The sequence below is a fragment of the Paenibacillus sp. FSL H3-0333 genome (genome assembly GCF_038002805.1).
GTDB classification, from domain to species: Bacteria; Bacillota; Bacilli; order Paenibacillales; family Paenibacillaceae; genus Paenibacillus_AQ; species Paenibacillus_AQ silagei.
Genome location: NZ_JBBODG010000001.1, coordinates 2420097 through 2441290, shown reverse-complemented (window position 1 = coordinate 2441290; position 21194 = coordinate 2420097). Strand labels below are relative to the sequence as shown.

Here is a 21194-nt window from a genome sequence, read left to right as displayed (position 1 = left end):
TCGTTAGCCCTCCTTTCCGCCAGTTAGTTTGATACGCGGATCTATAAACACATAAGCAATGTCAGTGATAAACCGCGCTACCATAAGCAGTACACCATAGAAGATGGTAATCCCCATAATAACGGTATAATCACGGACGCCAATCGCTTCGACAAATTGCTTGCCGATCCCGCCGACACCGAAGATCTGCTCAATAACGACCGAACCGGTTACGATGTTAGCCGTCATAGGTCCCATATAGGTTACCACCGGCAGAATTCCGTTACGCAGCACGTGGCGGCTCAAGATGGCTGCCCAGCTTAGGCCTTTGGCCTTAGCCGTCTTAATGTAATCCGCATGCAGGACCTCCAGCATACTGGAGCGCGTCAGCCTCGCTATAAAGGCTATGGGCTGCGCTGATAACGCCGTTACCGGGAGGACATAATACATCGGCCCTTTGAACCCGGAGACAGGGAACATATGGAACTTGTAAGCAAACACATATTGCAGCAGCGAGGCGACTACAAAGCTCGGAACCGCAATCCCCAGCACCGCCAGCACCATTGCTGCACTGTCAATAAACTTGCGGTGGTAGAGTGCCGCCATCATGCCGAGGAAGACTCCGACAATAACCGACACAAGAATTGCGATAAGCCCCAGCTTCAGAGACGCCGAGAATGTCTGGCCGATCAAGTGTGTTACATCCTGATTCAGACGCTTCATGGATACACCCAGATCACCCTGGGCAATGTCACCCAAATACTTGAAATACTGATGATAGAGCGGCTTGTCCAATCCATATTGCTCGTATAAACGCGCTTTTATTTCTGGTGGAATCTTCTTTTCAGAAGTAAACGGGTCCCCCGGAATAGCTTTCATCAGAAAAAAGGTCGCTGAAATCAGCACAAATAGCGAAACAAGCATATAGAAAAACTTATTGGCAATATAACGAACCATCCCCATCAACACCTCCTTTGACTTTTTTGAGACACATAATTAGATTTTATGAAAAAAATGGCCTTTTGTCTAATTTCTTATTTTGTAAGTTCGTGAAATCTTTAACAAAAAGCCCGAAATGCAAAAAAAAGGGATATATATGGAATTCCACATATATATCCCGAAGTGTAAAACTCCCTTCAGACTATCACTATTCAGTTCATAAACTGAAGGTTCTGCATTTCTTAGTGCTCAAGCAGGTAAGCACGAGTGAAGTCAATGGCACCGCTGAAGTCAAGAGTTACACCTTTGAGATACTCTTTAGTCAGGGAGTTGTTGGTGTAGTAGTAGAACGGAATCAGGATCATGTCATCCTGAATGATCATTTTCTCAGCCTGAGCAAACAATTCTTGGCGTTTTGCCAGGTCAGAGCTTGTCTTCGCTTCTTGAATCAGCTTGTCATACTCAGGGTTAGCGTAACCTGTATCATTGTTACCGCCGCCTGTTACCCACATATCCAGGAAGGTCATTGGATCATTGTAATCCGCAGTCCAGCCGGCACGTGCGATCTGGTAGTTCAGGTTCTGACGGTTGTCGATGAATACTGCCCACTCCTGGTTCACTGTGTTAACAGTGATATCAAGGGCTTTTTTCCACATATCAGCTACAGCCAGAGCAATCTTCTTGTGGCCTTCACTTGTATTGTAAGACAATTCAACCGGTGGCAGTGCAGTCAGACCTTCTTCAGCCAGACCTTCTGCCAGCAATTTCTTAGCTTCTTCTGTATCTTCTTTGAAGTAATCGTCTTTAACTGCAGTACGGTATTCACCGTCAGCGCCCGCGATACCTGGAGGTACATACCCGAATGCCGGAAGCTGTCCGCCCTGTGCTACGTTGTCAATCAGGGATTGACGGTTAACTGTCATAGCCAGTGCTTTACGGATTTTAACGTTATTGAAAGGTTTTTCAGTGATGTTGAATTCATAGTAGTAGGTACTTGCGATACCTTTTCTCTGGAATTCGTTAGGAAGCTCTTTCTGTACGATTGGCACCTGTTCTTGCGGGATTTCACCGTGAGGTGCACCAGCGCGGTCAAGCTCGCCGTTCTTGTAGCTCAAGAGTTCAGTTGCTCCACTGTTAACCAGGGAGAAGTCGATTTTGGCCAGCTTGATGTTGGCAGCATCCCAGTACTTATCGTTCTTGCTAACTTGCAGGGATTGGCCGGTAGTCCACTCAGTCAGTGTGAACGCACCATTAGTGATCATAGTGTCTTTGCTTGTAGCCCATTTAGCATTACCCTCAACGGATTTGTGTACAGGGTAATAAGTATAGAAGGACAGAAGTCCAAGGAAGTAAGGAGTTGGTGCTTTCAGCGTAACTTCAAGAGTTTTCGCATCTACAGCTTTTACGCCCACTTGACTGAAATCTGTAATTTTCTTTCCATAATATTCTTCAGCGTTCTTCAGGTAGTACAATTGATAAGCGTAAGGTGCAGTAGGATCTGTGTTAGGGTCGAGCACGATTTTCCATGCGCGAACAAAGTCAGCAGCTTCTACAGGGTCACCGTTGCTCCACTGCGCATCACGCAGGTGGAACGTATATACCAGTCCGTCAGCGGAAATATCCCACTTCTCGGCAATTCCTGGCTCAGCTTGGCCAGTTTCATCATTCATGCGGGTCAAGCCTTCATACATTGTCTTCAGGACGGTGTTGGCTTGGCTGTCCTGAGCTTGTGCAGGGTTAAACGTAGGTGGTTCTGCAGTCAGGTTGACTCTAAGTGTCTGGTCAGCAGCCAGCTTCTCGTCACCTGTTGTTCCTGTGTTCGTGCCGCCCTCTGGTGCAGTCGTCGCCGCTGCATTGGTGCCGCTGTTCGCATTGTTCTTGTTTCCGCCGCAGCCAGCAAGCACTGTGCCGATCACAAGAACTATTGCGATCATGAGCAATAGACTTTTACTCTTCTTCATCTAGCAGTTCCCCCTAAATAGAATGTGGTATATGGTTTATGATTATACAACCAGTGGTCAAAAAAATCTAGAGCAATATTTTCTGAAAACGACTTTTTTTTAATTCTTTAAAATTTTGTGACGTTGACGCTTCACCGGAGCAGTGGAACGTTACATCGCTTGTGATATGTATTGAATGAGGCCTACAACCATAAATAATACGTAACCTACGCCCAGGAAAAAGAAAGAAAGCCGCCACACAGCACGAAGTAACCGTTTTCCGTCCACCCCTCCTTTGAGGCGGTTTTGCGCGCCGCCAATCAGTCCGGCGGATATTAATACAATAAGTAGTATAAGAAAGAATCCAAAGGTTGAGTCAAAAATAATATTAAACAGTCCCGAAACTGACAGCAATAAAAATAAAGTAGTTACGTCCATCGCCAGCATCATCGTTTTCCTCTTATCATGCCTCAGCCCGATTCCTGCGAAATACACAATCAAAAAAGGAACAATCGGAATAACGCTTAACACGCCGAACGAATTCCGGAGAAATTCCAAACAGCTTCACCCCTCCCTCACAGTCATGCCTTCTACCAGTCCGCAGATCCAGCGGTGCAGCGGAGCCTGAACGCCCTGCCGCAGCCCCATATTCACAATGCTTTCGTTAATCCAGCGGATTTCCGTCTCCCTTGCAGCAAGTACATCAGCCAGCATCGATGATGTATTGCCCGAGGTCGCACGGCATACTTCAAGAATGGCTTCCCAGGCACCCTGCTCTAGGGTGATCCCGCAGGCCTCGAATATCCCGATTGCCTCTGTATACAGTTCCTTCATAAGGAGTACACGTGCAGGGGAGGCCAGCAATTCGCCGTTCTGAACCCGCCAAATGGCGGTTAAAGGATTAATTACAGCATTGATCAAGAGCTTCCGGTAAATGATGGTATCCACTTCTTTCGACAGAGAAGCGTGAAATCCTGCTGAGGCAAGAGCTTCTATGAAACTAATTATCGCCGCAGGCTCAGATGCCTGCCGGTCAATTTCATGAATATTTATAGGAGAGCTGCTCTTCCCTATACATATTTCCCCTTTGCCGGCATGAATAACCTCTGTTAATGTTTTCCTCTTCGCCGCTTCTGTCGTTACAGCCGCCCAGATGGATGATTGCGGCAGCAGCCCCCTGAGCAATTCCAGATGTCCGCAGCCGTTCTGAAAGCCTATGATTACAAGCTCCCTGTCTCTGAGCGGCAGGAGAATCTCAGGCAGAGCCTCATGAAGCACCTTCTGCTTAACCGTTAACAGCGTAACCTCCCCGGGCTCGGCGAGCTGACACTGTGTATATTCTTCTACCGGTGCAGCGGAGAAGCTCCCGCCTGGAAGCTGTGTTGCCTCCCTGCCATCTTCATAGCTGACAGTCAGCCCCCGTTCGGATAGTGCCCTGCTCTGCTCTTCCCCCCTGCACCATATCCGTACTTCAGCCCCACCGGCGATCAGCCGGCCTGCAAGCAGCAGCCCCAGTGATCCCGCACCTATCACATCTATTCTCACTAACCCAGCCCCCTGCCATGCCAAGCACCAATAATTTTCCTAATTATATCCTGCTTGTCTCTGCAAAAGCAAAACAAAAACCCTGCTAATCCGTTGCTGTTACGCACTCGGACGCAGGGCTCGCTGCATAAATCTTCTATTCAATCCGTTCCAGGTTTCCGTTCGCATCCATTTTGAAGCGGGGCTTCTCTTCATCCTCTTCATTAAGAAAAGCCAGCCTGCGGGCACGGTCCATAATCTGGATCAGTGCCTTGTAATCATCATTGACCACACGGTAATCGCTCTGGGCAAGATTAACCTCTCTGGATAAGCGTTCATTCTCCACTCTCAGCTCTGAAAGCTCTTCTTCCTTCTCCCGCAGATCGCGCTCCAGCATCTTAAGCTGTCTTCCAGCCTCCTGAAACGTTCCTTTCCATTGCCGCAAAAAGCGGATGACGGCATCGATGGACAAGCTGTTCTCGCTTAATCCTTCGCTGCGGCTGTAGTCTTCCTCAATGTCACCGAGAATCAGTCCGGCTACCTGCGCCCCTCGCGAAGCAGGCTGTTTTTTCAGATAGCTCCGTTTCTGGCGCTGGCCTTTGGCAATACCGATGGCATCCTCGTAGCTTTTGCGCACGCAGCTGTTCCAGCGGAAACCGCAGGCAGCCGACGTTCTGCCGATTTTTTCACCCACCTCTTCAAAAGCAGCAAGCTGTGTGCTGCCCTCGCGGATATGACGCAGCGTTATTTCTGCCAATATCAGATCATCTTCTGCACTCCAAGCATCCTGTCTAACGGCTGTCATAAAGCCTAACCCTCCTAACAACATCATGAAATAACCATCTTCAGAACCGGCAGCTCCGCCGGGTAGTGAATAGGGATAAAAGCTGCTTACTCCATTTCTATGCCTCTATTAGAGTTCATAGAATCTATTTGATACTAATTTGTATTGCCAATTTGTCTGCACCTCATACTACCTTTGCTATAAATTCTCTTTTTCGAAACAAAAGGCTTGTGTCAATAATAAAAATCATATTTTTTATGAAATTTTGTATTTTTTTCAATGAATTCGTTTACAGTGTTTTGGAGAGCCGTTATAATAAAGCTAAAGCAGCTGTTAGCCGGATTCATATTGGAAGGGGGACCCTCTCTTGGACCGCATGTTTCGCGTATTGGGATTTTTTACACTTACCATCGGACTTATGGCTTTTGCCGGCAATCTCACGGAAATGGCCCTGTTATTCTTTTTGCAAACCGCTTTTTTTGTGATTTTGGGGTACATGAAGTTTACGGAAAAGACCTACATCCTGCTCTTTTGGGGGTATATGATCCTGACGTTTACGGGCTTCAGCTATTGGACGATATTTGAGATGGAATTGCCGCTCTAACGCATATATATAGAAATGAACGGATATGGCTTCTTAATTAAGGGAGCATTTCCGTTCTTTTTGTTTGCAAAATTGTAGTTCGGGGAGATGCAAAACAGGGTATGATATTTTAACAGGCTGAAACATATTAATAGTACATACCTGTCTAACTCTGTTCAAGGTGGTGGTGCAAGTGTTATCCCGTAATACAGTTCGCCGGTTATTCGCAGCAATATTGATCCTCACCTGCATCGCTATGCCGCCGGCTTCTCCGGTCTATCTGTCCGCCGGTTCCGGCTCCACTTCAGGAGTTAGCGCTCCGCCGCCCTCTATGCCGAATGATGAAGAGACCCGCAAGCTGCTGGAGCAGACGCTGTCCTCTGCAGAGCTTGAACGTGAGATTGCCCGGATTACTGCAGAACAACAGACGCTGGAGCACAAAGCCGCTGAGCTGGAGGAGCAAGCTGCTGCCAAGCAGAGTAATATCGCGGATCAGCAGGAACGGGCAGGTGCTGTTGTGCGGGCCTATTATATGGGGGAACGGGATGGACTTCTTACCGCATTCCTCTCCGCCAAAAGCATCAGCAGGCTAATCGCTCTATTCGATTATTATGAGATTATTATGGGGCAAGACCGGAAGACGCTCACGGAATACGAGACGCAGTACAAGGATTTGAAAAGCACACTCACGGCCGCCCGGCGCAGCAGTCAGGAGCTGGCAGAGCTCAAAACGGCGCTCGAAGAGCAGCAGAAGCGTGTGCTTGCCTTAGATAAGGAGATTGCAGGCGGGATTCAGGCCAGTACAGATCCTCAGAGTATGGAGCGACTGCTGGAGGAATTCAGTAAATATTGGGAGAATATCGGACTGCATGAGGTGCGGAAGTATTTCAAAGCGCTGGCTTCTGCGATGAAGCAGCTGCCGGAGTTCGTCCAGAGCCGGGATGGCGTGCTGGTGCGCAAGGGGATGACCTATAATCTGGCCCTTTCCGAAAAGGATCTGAATGAGTTCCTGGTCACCCAGAACCCGCTGTTCCAGGATTTCCGGTTTGCGTTCAAGGACAATTCAGTCTCGGCAACGGGTAAAAGCGGAGGCTTGTCGCTGTCGCTGACCGGCCGCTATACCATACAGCAGGAGCCTGTCAACGGCTTGATGTTCCATGTTGATCATGTGGTATTCAATGGCCTGGAGCTGCCGGATACCACCCGCCAGGCTCTGGAGGAAGAATTCGATCTCGGCTTCTATCCGGCGAAGATTGTCTCCTTCCTGCAGGCCACCGAGGTCTCAAGCTCGGACGGCATCCTGCATGTGAAGCTGTCCCTCTCATTCTAAAGGAGGCTTTACCTCCGCTTCATAAGCGGCGGCATTCAGCTTGCCGGTTAACAAACCAAGCGCCGCCTCCGCCTTCCGGCTCCACTCTGCCTCAGAGCCGGAACTGGGGGTGTTATCCTCTGCAAGGAACCATCCGGCTTCCATTGGCAGCTTCCCAATCTTGGGCTGAGCGGAGCGGTACAGCTCATCCAGTGCCGGCAGACGGTCCGTGTTCTCCAGCCATTCCAGCTGGGCCGTGCTTGAAGTCACGTAGGCGAGCCATTTGACCGCAGCTTCCGGACTGCCGGATTGTGCAGGAAGGGCAAAAAAGCGGCTGTGAATAACCTCGTAGCTCGGTATACCCTCCTGCTTCTTCGGCATCTGCACCGCCAGCGTCGAATTCCCGTGCTTCTCCCACTCCGAGAGCGGCACAGCCGCCACCGCAAGCTTCCCATCCTGCAGCAGCTCCCAGATCTCCTTATTGAACCGGCTGGTCAGATACAAATAGCTGCGCGCCGCTTCTGTCCACTGAGCCTGCTCAAGGCTGGCGGAGAGCAAACTGCTGCCCATGCTATGCAGCACGGCCGCATATCCGTACGGATTCTGCGTATCCATAGCCAGCAGATAACGCTTCTTCTCCGGGTCCTCCTTCAGCCGGCCTAGCAGCATATTCCACTGCTCCAGGCTTGCGGGCACCTCCGCAAAACCCATTCCGGCGAGCCGCTCCGGCGAATACACAAGGACATAGGGATCGATATCCAGCGGCACTCCCCAGTTATATCCGTTCCACTGCATCTGCGGAATCAGCATCGTAAGCGGCGTGCTCCCGGGAACACTTTGGTAGATATCTACAGGCAGCAAATAGCCTCGGGTCGCCAGATCATAAATGCTGTGGCCGTCCAGCATCACGATATCCGGGCTTGTCCCAATGGTTAGTTCATCACGCACCTGTGCTCCCCCGTCTTCCGCCTCTACATTCTTAAGGATCACGCTGACTCCGCTGGATAAAGCGTACTCTTTGCTAATCTGCTCCAATACGCTGAACTCCTCCGTACTGAGTGAGACGCGGATCTGGAGGCTCTCGATTTCTCCTGCTTCCCCTGAAGGAGGACGCTCTGATTGGTCCAGCGGCTGTCTGGGCGGATAGCTTCCATGATCCGTATTCAGCTCCATGCTGGGTGACAGGCTTGTCAGGGCCAGCAGCAGAACTGCAAACAGCAGCCAGTAATTTTTGCGTTTCAGCACATGCGCTCTCTCCTTCAGCGTTTCTTATTCCTCATTTTAGCAGAGATGCAGGCGCTTGTCTTGGGTTGTGAAACCGTTCTCTTTATATAGAAGGAAACGGCGGGATTGTTCAATGCAGCCAAAACCCAGGTGCGCAAGACGCTGCGTGTGCGGATTATTCTTCCGATCGCTGTTAAAGCCCGATTTCATATTCAATAAGGGATTAGAGGTTGAAATCGGTCTTTAAAGGCGAACGCTACGCTTCTCCAGAACAATTCCGCTCCCTCCGCTGATCGCACCTATTAACTGCACAAAAACTCTCCCGCTGCTTCGGGGGCGGGCAGGCAAAAAGCCGGGAGTGGTGATCTCCCGGCTCTGATTGTACTTACTCACCGGCTGATTGCCGGTTGAATAGCGGCTTTTGCCCGCTGAGTTGTGAACTGCAGCAATGATAAACAGCTGCATGAGACATTTGCGAGGGCTATAGCAGATCGGCAGCCAGTTGGGCCAGATGCGAACGCTCACCCTTCTCAAGAGTGATATGTCCGCTGATGCCCTGCTGCTTGAACTTCTCAACGATATAGCTGAGTCCGTTACTCGCCGCATCCAGATAAGGGTGGTCTATCTGCTCGGGGTCACCCATCAGGATCACCTTGCTGCCCTCGCCGGCCCGGGAGACAATCGTCTTCACTTCGTGGCGGGACAGGTTCTGCGCCTCATCAATGATAATGAACTGCGAAGGGATGGAGCGGCCGCGGATATAGGTCAGCGCCTCTACCTGGATACTTCCCAGCCCCATCAATATTTTATCGATATCCCCTGCCTTCTTGGTGTCGAACAGGAATTCGAGGTTATCATAAATCGGCTGCATCCATGGACGTAGCTTCTCATCCTTCTCTCCCGGCAGATAACCGATATCCTTCCCCATCGGAACTACCGGGCGGGCAATCAGCAGCTTCTTGTATTTGTGCTCATCCTCTACCTTGAACAATCCGGCGGCTAACGCCAGCAGTGTCTTGCCTGTTCCCGCCTTGCCCGTGATGGTCACCAGCGGAATGTCATCATTCAGCAGAAGCTCAAGCGCCATCCGCTGCTGCGCATTCCGGGCGCTAATGCCCCAGACCGCATCATTGCCCAGATAGAGCGGCTCCAGACGGGAAGCATCGCTGTTGACCTTCAGCAGCGCTGATTTGCCGCTGCCGATCTCATCCTTCAGAATGACGAATTCATGCGGATACAGCGGATAGGACAGCGCCAGCTGCTTCGTGGGCAGGAACCGGTGACTGTAATATTCATCAATCAGTGAAGGATGGGCCATCAGCGACTGGCAGCCGGAGTAGAGCTCATTCAGATCGCCGGTGCGGTCAGACAAATAATCCTCCGGCGTTATGCCAAGCACATCCGCTTTAATGCGGACAAGAACATCTTTACTTACAAGCACCACAGGACTCGGGTCAGCCTTCTCGTTCTCCTCATGGAGATAATTGAGCGCTACAGCGAGTATCCGGTTGTCATTGGAGACTTCGCCGAACATCTCCTGTACCTTGACGAAGCTGCGGTGGTTAAGCTCCACCTTCAGCGTACCTCCGTGATCCAGTACCACCCCGCTATGCAGGTGGCCCAGCTCCCGGAGTCCGTCTAACAGACGCGATACAGTGCGGGCGTTACGGCCGATTTCATCGGCATTACGCTTCTTGGAGTCGATTTCTTCCAGGACTACAGCAGGAATGACCACTTCATTCGCCTTGAAAGCAAAAATCGAATTGGGGTCGTGCAACAGCACGTTAGTGTCCAGTACGAATATCTTTTTCATGTTATCCCCTCCACAGCGCCTGGTTTGATTGATCATACATAACTCTTTTCAGCAAGGGCAAGATAAGGTAAATCACTAATTCTCAGGCTGAAAGGAGTACGCACATATGAGAAAATCAATGTGTCTGTTGCTGGTACTGCTGCTGCTGACAAGCTGCGGTATCGCTAATAAAGAGACATCACCCTCTCCTCAGGATAAACAATCAGCTGGCACTTTAAACAGCCAGGGGAACCGCGGAGTGCGGACATTGTCGGAAGATGGTACAGCCGTTCAGGAGCCCACCCCGGACTCGGGACAACCTTCAGAAGGTAAGCGCGACAGCGATGTGGCACTCAAGGATCATTTTGAACAATTAGCGCGAAGAGTCCCAGGTGTGGAAGGCGTCCACTGTGTCGTCATGAACAACCTTGCCGTGGTCGGCATTGATGTGGACGGCGCCCTTACCCGTTCGCGGGTCGGAAGCGTGAAATATTCGGTAGCCGAAGCGATCCGCAAGGACCCGAGGGGCGTAAGAGTCCTGGTGACTGCCGACATGGACCTCAGCAGCAGACTGGCCGAGATGGGCAAGCATATCTCCAAGGGCAACCCGGTCTCGGGCTTCGCCTCCGAGATGGCCGATATTATCGGCCGGATCATTCCGCAGCTGCCGGAGGATATAGAGCCGCAAGGCAATACCCGTTAGGAGCTGATTTCAAAAAAAGCCTAGTGATAGCACACTAGGCTTTTTGCATGGCGGCAAACACTTGCCCGTCCAGCTTCTCAGCCGCACGCGCATCGTATACCTTCGCATATTTCGGAGCAGATTCCAGGTGCGCACCATAGAACAGCGCATTGCGGACCGCTTCAATCTCAATATCAAAACAGCACATCTTAAACGGAACATCCGGCAGCGGGTCCAGCCGAACCGCAGCATGACCGTTAATGGCATGCACCGTCCCTTCACCAAACACGGTAATCGTTACCCGCGGGTTAACCTTCATGTTGTTCACCAGTCTGGAGCGGTGGTCCACAGCCAGCCGGACAATGGAAGGGCTCACAGCATAGATCCAGGAGATCGCAGTCGACGTAGGTCCGCCGGATTCTGCATCCACAGTGTTAAGAAGAACAAAGGTCTCCGATTGCAGCATAGCTAGCAGAGTTTCATTGAGCTGAGCAACGGCTTCAGACATAGTTACAGGCCCCCTATGCGGCAAGAATACATTCAATTTATTATATTATAGCACAGGACAAAACTTGCATTCAATTTACAGATTGTACCCTGCCTGCTGCTCAAGGCTGGCCTGAGACCACTGCAGCGGACACTCCGGATATCCGGTCCTGAAGGCTTTTCTTGGCTGCGTCCAGCTCCTTATCGTTAATATATACATAGGGACTGCGCCAGGTTCCGGTTACCGGTACATATTCGACATTCTCCTTGGAAATATCCCAATAAGTAGCGATCAGACTCTTAATCTGCGCGTTCTCGATATCGCTCTCCAGATTATCATCCACCGCATCCAGCACCCGGCCGATTTTGAGAACACCGCCCAGCGACTGCATCTGAGAGATCAATGAAGTCAGTACCTCGTTCTGGCGCTTATTGCGTTCAAAATCATCCGAAGGCTTCGTTGACGGCTTGCAGTTGGATTTGCGGTAACGCACATAATCCAGCGCTTTATCCCCGTTTAGCTTGGCTTCGCCTTTTTTAAGATTAATATTGGTGCCGTCCACACTGTCCGTGTAACACATATTGGCACTGATATTAACATCTACGCCGCCGAATTCATCCACAATATCACGGAAGCCCTGGAAATCCAGCACGGTAGTATAATCGACCTTAATGTCCAGGTATTTGCCCATCATCTTCTTCATCTCATCCTCGGCCAGAGTCCCGGAGGTCTTCTCCTTGCTCTTGAAGCGGGAGTAAAAGGCATTGATCTTCGTCTTCTTGTACCCGCCAAGCTCGACATATGTATCGCGGGGTAAGGAGACCACCGTAGCCGATTTGGTCTCCGGGTTCAAGGCCGCGACCATGATCACATCCGTCAGGTTGGACGGGTGCTTCGGACGGTTGTCCGTTCCAAGCAGCAGCATCGTCAGCGGCTTCTCCGAGGCGGATTGTCCTGCCGCAACCGGCTGGTCCACTCCAAATCCTCCGTGGTCCACCTTCCAGTACAAATATCCTGCGTAACCTACTGCTGCTATAACAGCAATCAGGAGAATGATGAGCAGCACTCTCATCAGCCGGGCGAAGAATCCGCGCTTTTTCGGTTTCCGCGCTTTTTTCTTTGCAGTTGCAGCTGAAGCAGCAGACCTCGGCTGCTGCCGGTTAGTAGGGGTGGTGCTTCCTTGCTGGCCGTTCCTTCTGGGTGGCAAATTGCCCTTGCTTGTATTCATAATCCTTTTAGTTCCTTTTCATTCAACTGGAGTTGAAGTAGATAACTTCGTAATAACTTAGACGAGCCTTGTTATCAAAAGTTGCGCCTACTGCCGTTTTGCAGCCGCTGCAGCCTTCCGCTTCTGCCGGGCCTCGACCAGGTAGCGGACCCGCACAAGCAGCATCAGCCCGACCGCTACCAGCAGGCACTGAATGATCGGCAGCTTGTCATGCTGGAAGATCAGAAGCATGCCTGAGCCTGCCGCCATCATCACATACAGTACGATCTCTTTGCCGATCGGCAGCTTCTGATTGACGCGGAATACTCGATTATACACATAAGTCAGTAAGATAAAAATGACAATGTAAGCGATAACTGGATGCTCAGCGAACCAGCTTTGCATAGCCCGTCACTCCTCCCGGATCATAAGTTACGCTTACATTATATCACCCGCAGCCGTTTTATACTGCTATTAATCCCTGCAATTTGAAAGATCCCCGCCTGTAAAATGAGAAAAGCCGCCGGAATAATCCGGGCGGCTTCATTGTTATCAGCTTACGCTTGGCTGGCTTGCGCCGCCTTACGCTGCTTCTCTACACGCTCGCGCTCGCCCTTATTCAGGATCTTTTTGCGCAGACGTACAGATTTAGGAGTGATTTCACAATATTCATCATCATTCAAGTATTCAAGCGCGCCTTCCAAAGAGAAGGTACGTGGAGTCTTCATTTTTACAGTATCATCTTTGCCTGAGGTACGCATGTTGGTAAGTGCTTTTTCTTTACAAATGTTAACGATAATATCGTTATCACGGGTATGCTCGCCAACAATCATACCTTCATAAATTTCTGTACCTGCATCCAGGAAGAGAATACCACGATCCTCAACACCCACGATTCCGTATTGGGTTGTTGTGCCACTTTCACTTGCTACAAGCACACCCTGATGACGTCCGCCAACTTGGCCGCCAACCAGTGGAGCATAGCTGTCGAAGGCATGGTTCATTACACCGTAGCCGCGTGTCAGCGTCAGGAAATGTGTGTTATAGCCGATCAGGCCGCGTGCCGGAATCAGGAATTCCAGACGGACTTGCCCGGTGCCGTGGTTGATCATGTTGACCATCTCGGCTTTACGGCTGCCCAGACTTTCCATAACGGAGCCCATACTCTCTTCCGGAATGTCAATCATGAGGCGCTCAAGCGGCTCGGATCTGACACCATCGATGTCTTTAATGATTACTTGCGGTTTAGACACTTGCATCTCATAACCTTCACGACGCATATTCTCGATCAGAATACCAAGGTGAAGCTCACCGCGTCCAGAAACGATAAACGCATCAGGACTGTCTGTTTCATCCACACGCAAGCTCACATCCGTTTCCAGTTCTTTGAACAGACGCTCACGAAGCTTACGGGAAGTTACCCATTTACCTTCTTTACCGGCAAACGGACTGTTATTCACAAGGAAAGTCATTTGCATCGTTGGCTCGTCAATCTTAAGAACAGGTAATGCTTCAGGGTGCTGCGGATCAGCAATCGTCTCACCGATGTTGATGTCCTTTATACCGGCAATAGCCACGATGTCGCCTGCGCCGGCTTCTTCTGTCTCCACACGCTTCAGACCCTGGAAGCCGAACAGCTTCTCGATACGGGCAGTCTTGCTCTTGCCGTCACGCATAATGACTGTAACGGACTGGCCTTGCTTGATTACACCGCGGTTCACGCGGCCAATGGCGATACGGCCCAGGTATTCGTTGTAGTCCATCAGAGTTACCAGGAACTGCAGCGGCTCTTCAACCTTCTCGGTTGGAGCCGGGATATGCTCAACGATGGTTTCATAAAGGGATAGCATGGTCTCATCCTGCTTCTCAGCATTCATGCTCGATGTGCCGTTAAGCGCAGAAGCATAGACTACAGGGAATTCAAGCTGATCGTCACTGGCTTCAAGCTCAATGAACAAGTCCAGCACTTCATCAATAACTTCCTTCGGACGTGCAGCCGGACGGTCAATCTTGTTCACGACTACGATTGGGGTCAGGTGCTGTTCCAGCGCCTTGCGGAGTACGAACTTGGTCTGCGGCATGCAGCCTTCATAAGCATCAACAACGAGCAGTACGCCGTCAACCATCTTCATGATCCGTTCTACTTCGCCGCCGAAGTCAGCGTGTCCAGGTGTATCTACGATGTTAATCAGGAACTCTTTATAAGTGATTGCTGTATTTTTAGCTAGGATTGTAATTCCACGTTCCCGTTCGATATCGTTAGAGTCCATGGCGCGTTCCTGAACGTGCTCGTGCGCGCTGAAAATCCCGGACTGCTGGAGAAGCTGATCGACGAGTGTTGTTTTACCATGGTCAACGTGGGCAATGATCGCAATGTTACGGATATCTTTTCTTGAATGCATGATTTGTATCCAAATCCTCTCATTTATCAAATTAAAACTGTTTAAATTCTTAGCATGTCACGGCAGTCTCACAAAAGAAGCGCCAGGCAGAAAGCCGACGCTCCAACATTCCTTAATTTTATAGTGAAAGTACTATGAAAAGCAAGTCTTTTTCTGAAAAAAAACGTTGCCAAGTCCGCTTAAATTTTCTAATTTTGCTTCATGTCCGGCTCGGCGGTCTTGAATTGTCCTATCAGGGTGTGTAGACGATCTGTTCTACCAGCCACCGTTCCACTTCTTGCGGCTTCCCGGTCTGCCTCTTCCCAGCATCAGCCACAGTCCCGCAGCAACCAGCACAGCGCCGAGCAGATAGAGCGCACCAGTACCCAGCAGGGTGAAGATAACCAGCACTACACTAAGCAATCCAAGGATCACAGCGGCTGTAGTTAACCCTCCGGTTCTGCCTGAAGCATACAGCGAATATTCGTACAGTCCCACTGCGATCCCCAGCAGAAGAACAGGCCATAAGTATCTCATGAGGTCCCAGCCCCAAGTATTGCATAAGCCGAAAAGCAAGCCGTACACCGATAGTATGCCCGCAGGAATGAGTACAGATGCAGAAGCGCGGCGGGTGAAAAAGAGCACATGCAGGAACAGGCCCGGAACCAGAATGATGAGCGGCCATAAGGCCCGTCCCAGAAAACCGAACACCCCCAGCTTGCCCAGCAGAATCACGAGCCCGGCGGCGGCGATGAATACACCCAGTTTCATGTCATTTTTGGAAGACATCTTTCACCTATCCCTTCAAAATTTCGTGTCTTTTCACCGGTCGGTGCCCCTCCAGCAGGCAAATCCGCCGACAGGTTTCCCTTTATTTTATCTGATAAACGCATAAAACACCATCATTCTTCACACATCCCGGCGGGGCATTCTCGAAAAAAAAGAAATAAGGCTGCACCAAAGCCTTCCAGCTTTTGGTACAGCCTTATTATTGCCGGTTATCAGCCTGCGGATACTTTCCTGTGCTTCAGCATACCCGTGACAACCACAATAATGCCGAGCAGCATTGGCAGCATGGCATGAATCGTCGGCAGCAGGAACGAAATCACCGGGCCGAATTTGGCATCCTGCAGCAGCATGTTCCCGGCGGTATATGCCAGAATATAGGCGCCGATGAAGATCAGCACCGGGAAGCGGTGCAGCCAGCCCACGATGATGCCGCTCCCCCAGACGACAATCGGAATGCTGATCGCAATCCCGATTACAATCAGTGCCAGATCCCCTTTGGCAAGCCCGGCAATCGCCAGTACATTATCCAGGCTCATGATGAAGTCTGCCAGCAGGATGGTGCGCACCGACTTCCAAACGCTGGGGCTTCCCTCAATTCTCAGCTCTTCCTCGTCCTCGAGCAGCAGCTTGAAGGAAATCCAGAGCAGCAGCATGGCCCCTCCGGCTTCAATATAGGGAATCTTGAGCAGCAGCACTGCGGCGAAGGTCAGGATACAGCGTAGCGCGACTGCTCCAGCGGCCCCCCACCAGACTGCCAGCTTCCTGTGCTTCTCCGGCAGATTCTTGCTGGCCATCGCAATGACCATGGCATTGTCTCCGCTGAGCACCAGATTAATCATTAGAATTTCACCAAGCAGCAATAATGAATCCATCCACCTCAGCCTCCCTGAACTCCATGTATCTACATGTATGCCGGGGGGCGACAAGCTATGCTTCTTGTCCCGCTATTTTAGAAACTGCGCATGTACGGCCGGATTGCAGCGTATATCTATAGTCTCCGGCCAGAATGGCCGCAAGGGGAATGCAAGCCACCAAACCTATAGGAGTGACCCGGGATGAATACATCCGCTGCGGATTTCATATTATCTCTGCTGAATATCGTGTTCCTTGATCTTATTCTGGCGGGCGACAATGCCATTGTCATCGGCCTGGCCGCGCGGAACCTGCAAGGACAACGGCAGAAGCAGGCAATTCTTCTTGGCACAGGCGGAGCGGTAATCCTGCGGATCATCGCCACGATTCTTGTGGTGTGGCTGCTCAAGATTCCATGGCTGCTGGCAATCGGCGGGCTGCTGCTGATCCTTATCGCTTATAAGCTGCTGTCCGGCGGCAGTGCAGAGACAGATATTCAGGCCGGCGGAACTCTGTGGGCGGCTGTTAGGACAATTGTGATAGCCGACGCAGCCATGGGACTGGACAACGTCATTGCTGTTGCCGGTGCAGCGAATCATAATATTACACTAGTGGTGCTGGGACTGCTCATCAGTGTGCCTATTGTGGTCTGGGGAAGTACCCTGTTTATCCGGTTAATCAACCGATATCCATGGATTATCTATCTCGGCTCAGGCGTACTCGGCTTCACAGCCTCCACTATGATTTCCGGCGAGAAGGTCATTGCCCCGTACTTCAAGTCACATCCGCTGCTGCATGTTCTGTTCATCGCCGCAGTCATTGCAGGTATTCTGGCTGCGGGACACTGGAAGCGCCGCCGGACACATTTCGCTGTTCAGAACCACTCTTCCTGAAGTCCTGCCTGCGCTGGCACTAAATCCTCCGGCTTCTCATTGCCATAAGGTGTAATGAGTACGGTCTCGGTTCCGGCAACCGCCGTATCGAGTAAGCCCTGATAGCCAGGCAGCGTCGCTTCAATTTTGTCTACAATCCGCAGGTTCGGATTTGTCGTCGGTGATTTGGGCACGAACAGTGTACAGCAATCCTCGTATGGCAGGATGGACAAGTCATACGTACCGATGGTCTTCGAAAGCTCCACAATCTCACTCTTGTCCATCATCACCAGCGGACGCAGCAGCGGCAGAGCCGTTGCACGCCCGATCACATTCATACTTGGCAGGGTCTGGCTGGCCACCTGGCCCAGACTATCGCCGGTAATCAGCGCAAGCGCCCCTTCCTTCTCCGCAAGGGCGGTAGCAATCCGCAGCATAGCCCGGCGCATGAGTGTAATAATCAGATTATCCTGCCCGATCCCGGTAAAAGAGGTCTGCACCTCCGTAAACGGAACCAAATGCAGCTTGATCACACCAGCATAACGTGACAAGATACGGGTCAAATCTACAACCTTCTGGCGGGCAAGCTCGCTCGTATAAGGATAGCTGTAAAAGTGGACGCACTCTACCTCCAGCCCCCTGCGCATGGATGACCAGCCCGCAACCGGACTGTCGATCCCGCCGGAGAGCAGCAGCATCGCTTTGCCGTTCGTTCCCAGCGGGAAGCCGCCGACTCCGGCAATATTCTCACAGAAAATAAGAGTATGACCTTCTCGAATCTCAATCTTCAGCTCCAGATCGGGAGACTTCACATCTACCAGCAGCCCCGGATAACCCTGGAGCAGCGGTGTAGCTATAAGCTTATTCATCTCTATAGAGCCGTAAGGGAAGCCCTTCCACACCCGGCGCGCGCTAACCTTGAAGCTGGTTCCCGCCGCCGGAGCAATAAGGTGGAGGAAGGTCCGGCTGGCCGCAAGAATATCGCCGAATTCCGGCCGGGAGACCTTTACCGGGCTAATCGAGGCGATCCCGAATACTTTTACGAGCGCCTCTGTTAATTCTCCTGCCGGTTCACCGTTCAATTCGACGTAGATCCGCCCGAATTCCCGGGTCAGCTTCACGTTCGGATAAGGCTTCACCATCTCCTTCACATGCCGCAGTACGGTCTTCTCGAACCGGCTGCGGTTCTTTCCTTTCAGAATGAACTCCCCGAAGCGCAGGAGGAGCATATCGGCATAGTCCATGCTGCTTCCGTATCCGCCATTCTGTGCTCCGCTACCTGTCTCTGTTGTTGTCATTGGTTATTTCATGCCTCCTTCTGCAATCTTCAAGGATTGAACGGCTGCCAGCAGCGCCTGCTCCAGCTGGCTCACATCCTGCTGCGTATGACTGTCCCCCAGGCTGATCCGTATGCCGCCAAGCGCAGCAGCGGTATCCCTGCCCATGGACAGCAGAATCCGGCTCGGCTCGGCCAGACGCGAGGAACAGGCGGAGCGTGTGGCGACCGCCATCCCGAGCTCCTCCAGCCTGCGGGCCAGAACCTCCCCCTTCATGCCGGGGTAAGAGAAGTGGACAATATGCGGCGCCCCGTCCTCCATGCTGTTCAGTACAAGCTCCGGTATCCCTGCTATATAATTCTCCAGCTGCGCCTTGAGCGGACGAATCCGGTCGCTGAAGGCCTCCCGCTGTTCTCCGCTCATCCGCATGGCCTTGGCTGAAGCTACAATATTCGGCACATTCTCTGTCCCGGCGCGCTTGCCCTGTTCCTGGGAACCGCCAGTCAACAAGGGAAACAGCGTGACGCCTTCTCTGACATAGAGAATTCCCGTCCCGCGCGGCCCGCGTAATTTATGCGCGGACAGGCTGTACAGATCTGCCTGCCAGGCCTTCAGTGGAGCCTCAAGCTTCCCGTAGCCCTGCACGCCGTCTACATGGAAGAGCGTCCGGCGGTTCACCGCCTTGACCAGTTGTCCGATCTCACGCAGCGGCTGTACCGTGCCGATCTCATTATTCACATGCATCACACTCACCAGCACCGTATCCGGCCGAACCGCAGCGGCAATCCGCGAGGGTTCGACCACTCCCTGAGGGTCAGGGGGTACGAAGGTAACCTCCCAGCCCAGCTTCTGCAGCTGAAGACAGCTCTCGTAGACCGAAGGATGCTCCAGCTCCGTGGTCACAATATGCCGCCCTCTGCTCTGATACTGCAGCGCAGCACCTTTGACCGCCAGATTGTTGCTCTCGGTAGCACCCGAGGTGAATAGTATTTCCTGCGGCAGCACATCAAGCGCAGCTGCGCACACCTCACGCGCACGCTTGATCAGCTTGTCCGCCTCTTCTCCCGCCCTGTGCAGGGAAGAGGGGTTGGCGAAGTGCTTCCTCATCACCTGCTCCAGCGTCTGCACTACCTCCTCATAGGGAGGGGCAGCAGCGGCATAATCCCAATACAGCATATATCTGCGTTCTCCTTTGTTGATCAGAATTCATAACTGCTTATATGTTGCAAAAAGGATCAAACGGCCTCCCCCCCAAAAGAAGCAGGGTGCAGATTCCGTTTGATCCTTATATTATACCGCGAATTGCGCGCGGGCGCGTTCTATTTTGGCAATGTAGGCCTGAGTCTCCTTCGGAAGCCCGGAAATGTTCGCCATAAGCTCAGCATCGCTGCTGACTCCAAGCTTGTTCACCCGGCCCGGTCCGGCATTATAGGCGGCCAGCGCCATCTTCTCCTGTCCGTCATACCGCTTAAGCTGGTACGAGAGGTATCGTACGCCGCCGTCAATGCTCTGGGCAGGATCGAAGGGATCAGAGACACCCAGTCCGTTAGCCGTTCCGTCCATTAACTGCATCAGTCCCTTGGCACCGGCAGAGGATACAACATTGGGATTAAAAGAGGATTCCGTATCAATAACCGCCTTAATCAGATCAACCGGAACGCCATATTTCGCGCTGGCAGTCTGAATCAGCTGTTCATAATCTGTAGGCACGGTCTGCGTTATTTCCCCGGAAATGCCGCTATTCGCCTCTGCTGCTTCCCCAAGCTGCTGCCACAGCAGATTATCCATCGAAGAGCTACCTGCAAGAGCAACGTATGTGCTTTTATTGCTGCTGTCAGTGGCTTGAGACGTCCCGGCTGCCTGCTGAAGCATTGCAGTGAACGCCGCCGCCGAGGCACCGGTCACTCCGGGATTCGATTTGGTATCCTCACGCTTCATGCTTGAGCTTCTCAGGTCTACCCATTTCAACTGACCGCTTGGCGCAGCGGCATTGATTGACATGCATTCATTCCCTCTTTCACGCGAAGTCTTATATTTGAACTTTACTATTTATTCACAGCAATTACTATATGCCTAAGCGAAAAAACAGACCTCAGACCTGCATAGTTAGGTCTGATAGCCTGTTTTGAAAATCGGATATGCAGATTCAGCCGGCTCTAACGGGCAAAAGGAATTAAGACAAAATAGCTTAAAGTGGATACAATCCCCAGCCCCATCGACCAGGCCCCGGCTGATTTTTGTCCTCTGGCATAGGCATAATATCCCAGAACAGCGGCAATCGGCCCCAATATAATGGACCAGATGAATAAGGATACTACACCGAAGCCCAGGCCGATATAGCCGATACTCCTGTCCTCTCCCTCTCTTACGCGGCCTGTTGTCCGCTGAGCTTCGCCGCTCCGTTCCATAGTGCTCTGAAGCTGCGATGGGAGCGGACTGAGCTCGGCGGCATACTCCTCATTGTGGCTTCGGTCCCGGCGTGGGTAATCGACTCTGCTGCGCGGGCGCAGGATAACCTTTCTGCGGGCGGAACGGTCCACTTTGGGTTCATCATTCGGATTATCCATAAGGGC

21 protein-coding genes are annotated in these 21194 nt (G+C 51.7%); 4 read left to right on the top strand and 17 right to left on the bottom strand.

Annotated features, from left to right (window positions below; translation table 11 throughout):
• Positions 1-3 precede the first annotated feature (3 nt).
• The 5 genes from MHH78_RS10860 to MHH78_RS10840 form a co-directional block, all read right to left on the bottom strand.
• Positions 4-936, bottom strand: a complete 933-nt coding sequence (locus tag MHH78_RS10860; protein ID WP_341170303.1) for an ABC transporter permease — start codon at positions 934-936, stop codon at positions 4-6.
• Positions 937-1160: 224 nt separating this feature from the next.
• On the bottom strand, positions 1161-2879 hold the full coding sequence (locus tag MHH78_RS10855) for a peptide ABC transporter substrate-binding protein (RefSeq protein ID WP_341167402.1): 1719 nt from the start codon (positions 2877-2879) through the stop codon (positions 1161-1163).
• A 150-nt stretch (positions 2880-3029) separates the two neighbouring features.
• Positions 3030-3389, bottom strand: a complete 360-nt coding sequence (locus MHH78_RS10850; RefSeq protein WP_305954367.1) for a DUF3397 domain-containing protein — start codon at positions 3387-3389, stop codon at positions 3030-3032.
• A gap of 33 nt (positions 3390-3422) precedes the next feature.
• Positions 3423-4403 carry a ketopantoate reductase family protein gene (locus MHH78_RS10845; RefSeq protein WP_341167401.1) on the bottom strand — a complete coding sequence of 327 codons (981 nt, stop codon included), beginning with the start codon at positions 4401-4403 and terminating at the stop codon, positions 3423-3425.
• A gap of 136 nt (positions 4404-4539) precedes the next feature.
• A complete protein-coding gene (locus tag MHH78_RS10840; protein ID WP_036724294.1) occupies positions 4540-5187 on the bottom strand; it encodes an RsfA family transcriptional regulator in 648 nt (215 codons plus the stop codon).
• A 346-nt stretch (positions 5188-5533) separates the two neighbouring features.
• Between MHH78_RS10840 and MHH78_RS10835 the strand changes: the two genes are divergently transcribed.
• On the top strand, positions 5534-5770 hold the full coding sequence (locus MHH78_RS10835; protein WP_036724295.1) for a DUF2626 family protein: 237 nt from the start codon (positions 5534-5536) through the stop codon (positions 5768-5770).
• Between the two features lie 172 nt (positions 5771-5942).
• Positions 5943-7079 (top strand): coiled-coil domain-containing protein, encoded by a 1137-nt coding sequence (locus MHH78_RS10830; RefSeq protein ID WP_341167400.1) that lies wholly within the window; start codon positions 5943-5945, stop codon positions 7077-7079.
• Here the strand turns inward: MHH78_RS10830 and MHH78_RS10825 are convergent.
• Both MHH78_RS10825 and MHH78_RS10820 read right to left on the bottom strand, forming a co-directional pair.
• The gene (locus MHH78_RS10825; protein ID WP_341167399.1) at positions 7071-8303 is read right to left on the bottom strand and encodes an extracellular solute-binding protein; all 1233 of its coding nucleotides are present in this window, start codon (positions 8301-8303) and stop codon (positions 7071-7073) included. The genes MHH78_RS10830 and MHH78_RS10825 overlap by 9 nt on opposite strands.
• Positions 8304-8763: 460 nt before the next feature.
• Positions 8764-10095, bottom strand: a complete 1332-nt coding sequence (locus MHH78_RS10820; RefSeq protein WP_036724299.1) for a PhoH family protein — start codon at positions 10093-10095, stop codon at positions 8764-8766.
• 106 nt (positions 10096-10201) lie between these two features.
• Between MHH78_RS10820 and MHH78_RS10815 the strand changes: the two genes are divergently transcribed.
• Entirely contained in the window at positions 10202-10777 is a 576-nt protein-coding gene (locus MHH78_RS10815) for a YhcN/YlaJ family sporulation lipoprotein (RefSeq protein WP_076075880.1), read from the top strand.
• A gap of 34 nt (positions 10778-10811) precedes the next feature.
• On the opposite strand, the gene MHH78_RS10810 is transcribed toward MHH78_RS10815, so the two are convergent.
• The 6 genes from MHH78_RS10810 to MHH78_RS10785 form a co-directional block, all read right to left on the bottom strand.
• Complete coding sequence (locus tag MHH78_RS10810) at positions 10812-11264, bottom strand: pyridoxamine 5'-phosphate oxidase family protein (protein ID WP_036690242.1); 453 nt, start codon at positions 11262-11264, stop codon at positions 10812-10814.
• 100 nt (positions 11265-11364) lie between these two features.
• On the bottom strand, positions 11365-12471 hold the full coding sequence (locus MHH78_RS10805) for an LCP family protein (protein ID WP_341167398.1): 1107 nt from the start codon (positions 12469-12471) through the stop codon (positions 11365-11367).
• Positions 12472-12558: 87 nt separating this feature from the next.
• The gene (locus tag MHH78_RS10800) at positions 12559-12855 is read right to left on the bottom strand and encodes a YlaH-like family protein (RefSeq protein ID WP_036724304.1); all 297 of its coding nucleotides are present in this window, start codon (positions 12853-12855) and stop codon (positions 12559-12561) included.
• A gap of 152 nt (positions 12856-13007) precedes the next feature.
• Complete coding sequence (gene typA / locus MHH78_RS10795) at positions 13008-14852, bottom strand: translational GTPase TypA (RefSeq protein ID WP_036724305.1); 1845 nt, start codon at positions 14850-14852, stop codon at positions 13008-13010.
• A gap of 255 nt (positions 14853-15107) precedes the next feature.
• A complete protein-coding gene (locus MHH78_RS10790) occupies positions 15108-15620 on the bottom strand; it encodes a hypothetical protein (protein WP_076075875.1) in 513 nt (170 codons plus the stop codon).
• A gap of 212 nt (positions 15621-15832) precedes the next feature.
• On the bottom strand, positions 15833-16492 hold the full coding sequence (locus MHH78_RS10785) for a TerC family protein (protein ID WP_341167397.1): 660 nt from the start codon (positions 16490-16492) through the stop codon (positions 15833-15835).
• A 183-nt stretch (positions 16493-16675) separates the two neighbouring features.
• On the opposite strand from MHH78_RS10785, the gene MHH78_RS10780 reads away from it, so the two are divergent.
• Positions 16676-17365, top strand: a complete 690-nt coding sequence (locus MHH78_RS10780; protein WP_076075872.1) for a TerC family protein — start codon at positions 16676-16678, stop codon at positions 17363-17365.
• Here the strand turns inward: MHH78_RS10780 and thiI are convergent.
• From thiI to MHH78_RS10760, 4 genes are all read right to left on the bottom strand, one after another.
• Positions 17347-18588: a tRNA uracil 4-sulfurtransferase ThiI gene (thiI, locus tag MHH78_RS10775; RefSeq protein WP_341170302.1), complete on the bottom strand. Its 1242-nt coding sequence runs from the start codon at positions 18586-18588 to the stop codon at positions 17347-17349. The two genes, MHH78_RS10780 and thiI, sit on opposite strands and share 19 nt — an antisense overlap.
• A gap of 57 nt (positions 18589-18645) precedes the next feature.
• A complete protein-coding gene (locus tag MHH78_RS10770) occupies positions 18646-19797 on the bottom strand; it encodes a cysteine desulfurase family protein (protein WP_341167396.1) in 1152 nt (383 codons plus the stop codon).
• A 114-nt stretch (positions 19798-19911) separates the two neighbouring features.
• Positions 19912-20559 (bottom strand): lytic transglycosylase domain-containing protein, encoded by a 648-nt coding sequence (locus MHH78_RS10765; protein ID WP_445668090.1) that lies wholly within the window; start codon positions 20557-20559, stop codon positions 19912-19914.
• A gap of 218 nt (positions 20560-20777) precedes the next feature.
• Positions 20778-21188 (bottom strand): hypothetical protein, encoded by a 411-nt coding sequence (locus MHH78_RS10760; RefSeq protein WP_340938876.1) that lies wholly within the window; start codon positions 21186-21188, stop codon positions 20778-20780.
• Positions 21189-21194: the final 6 nt, after the last annotated feature.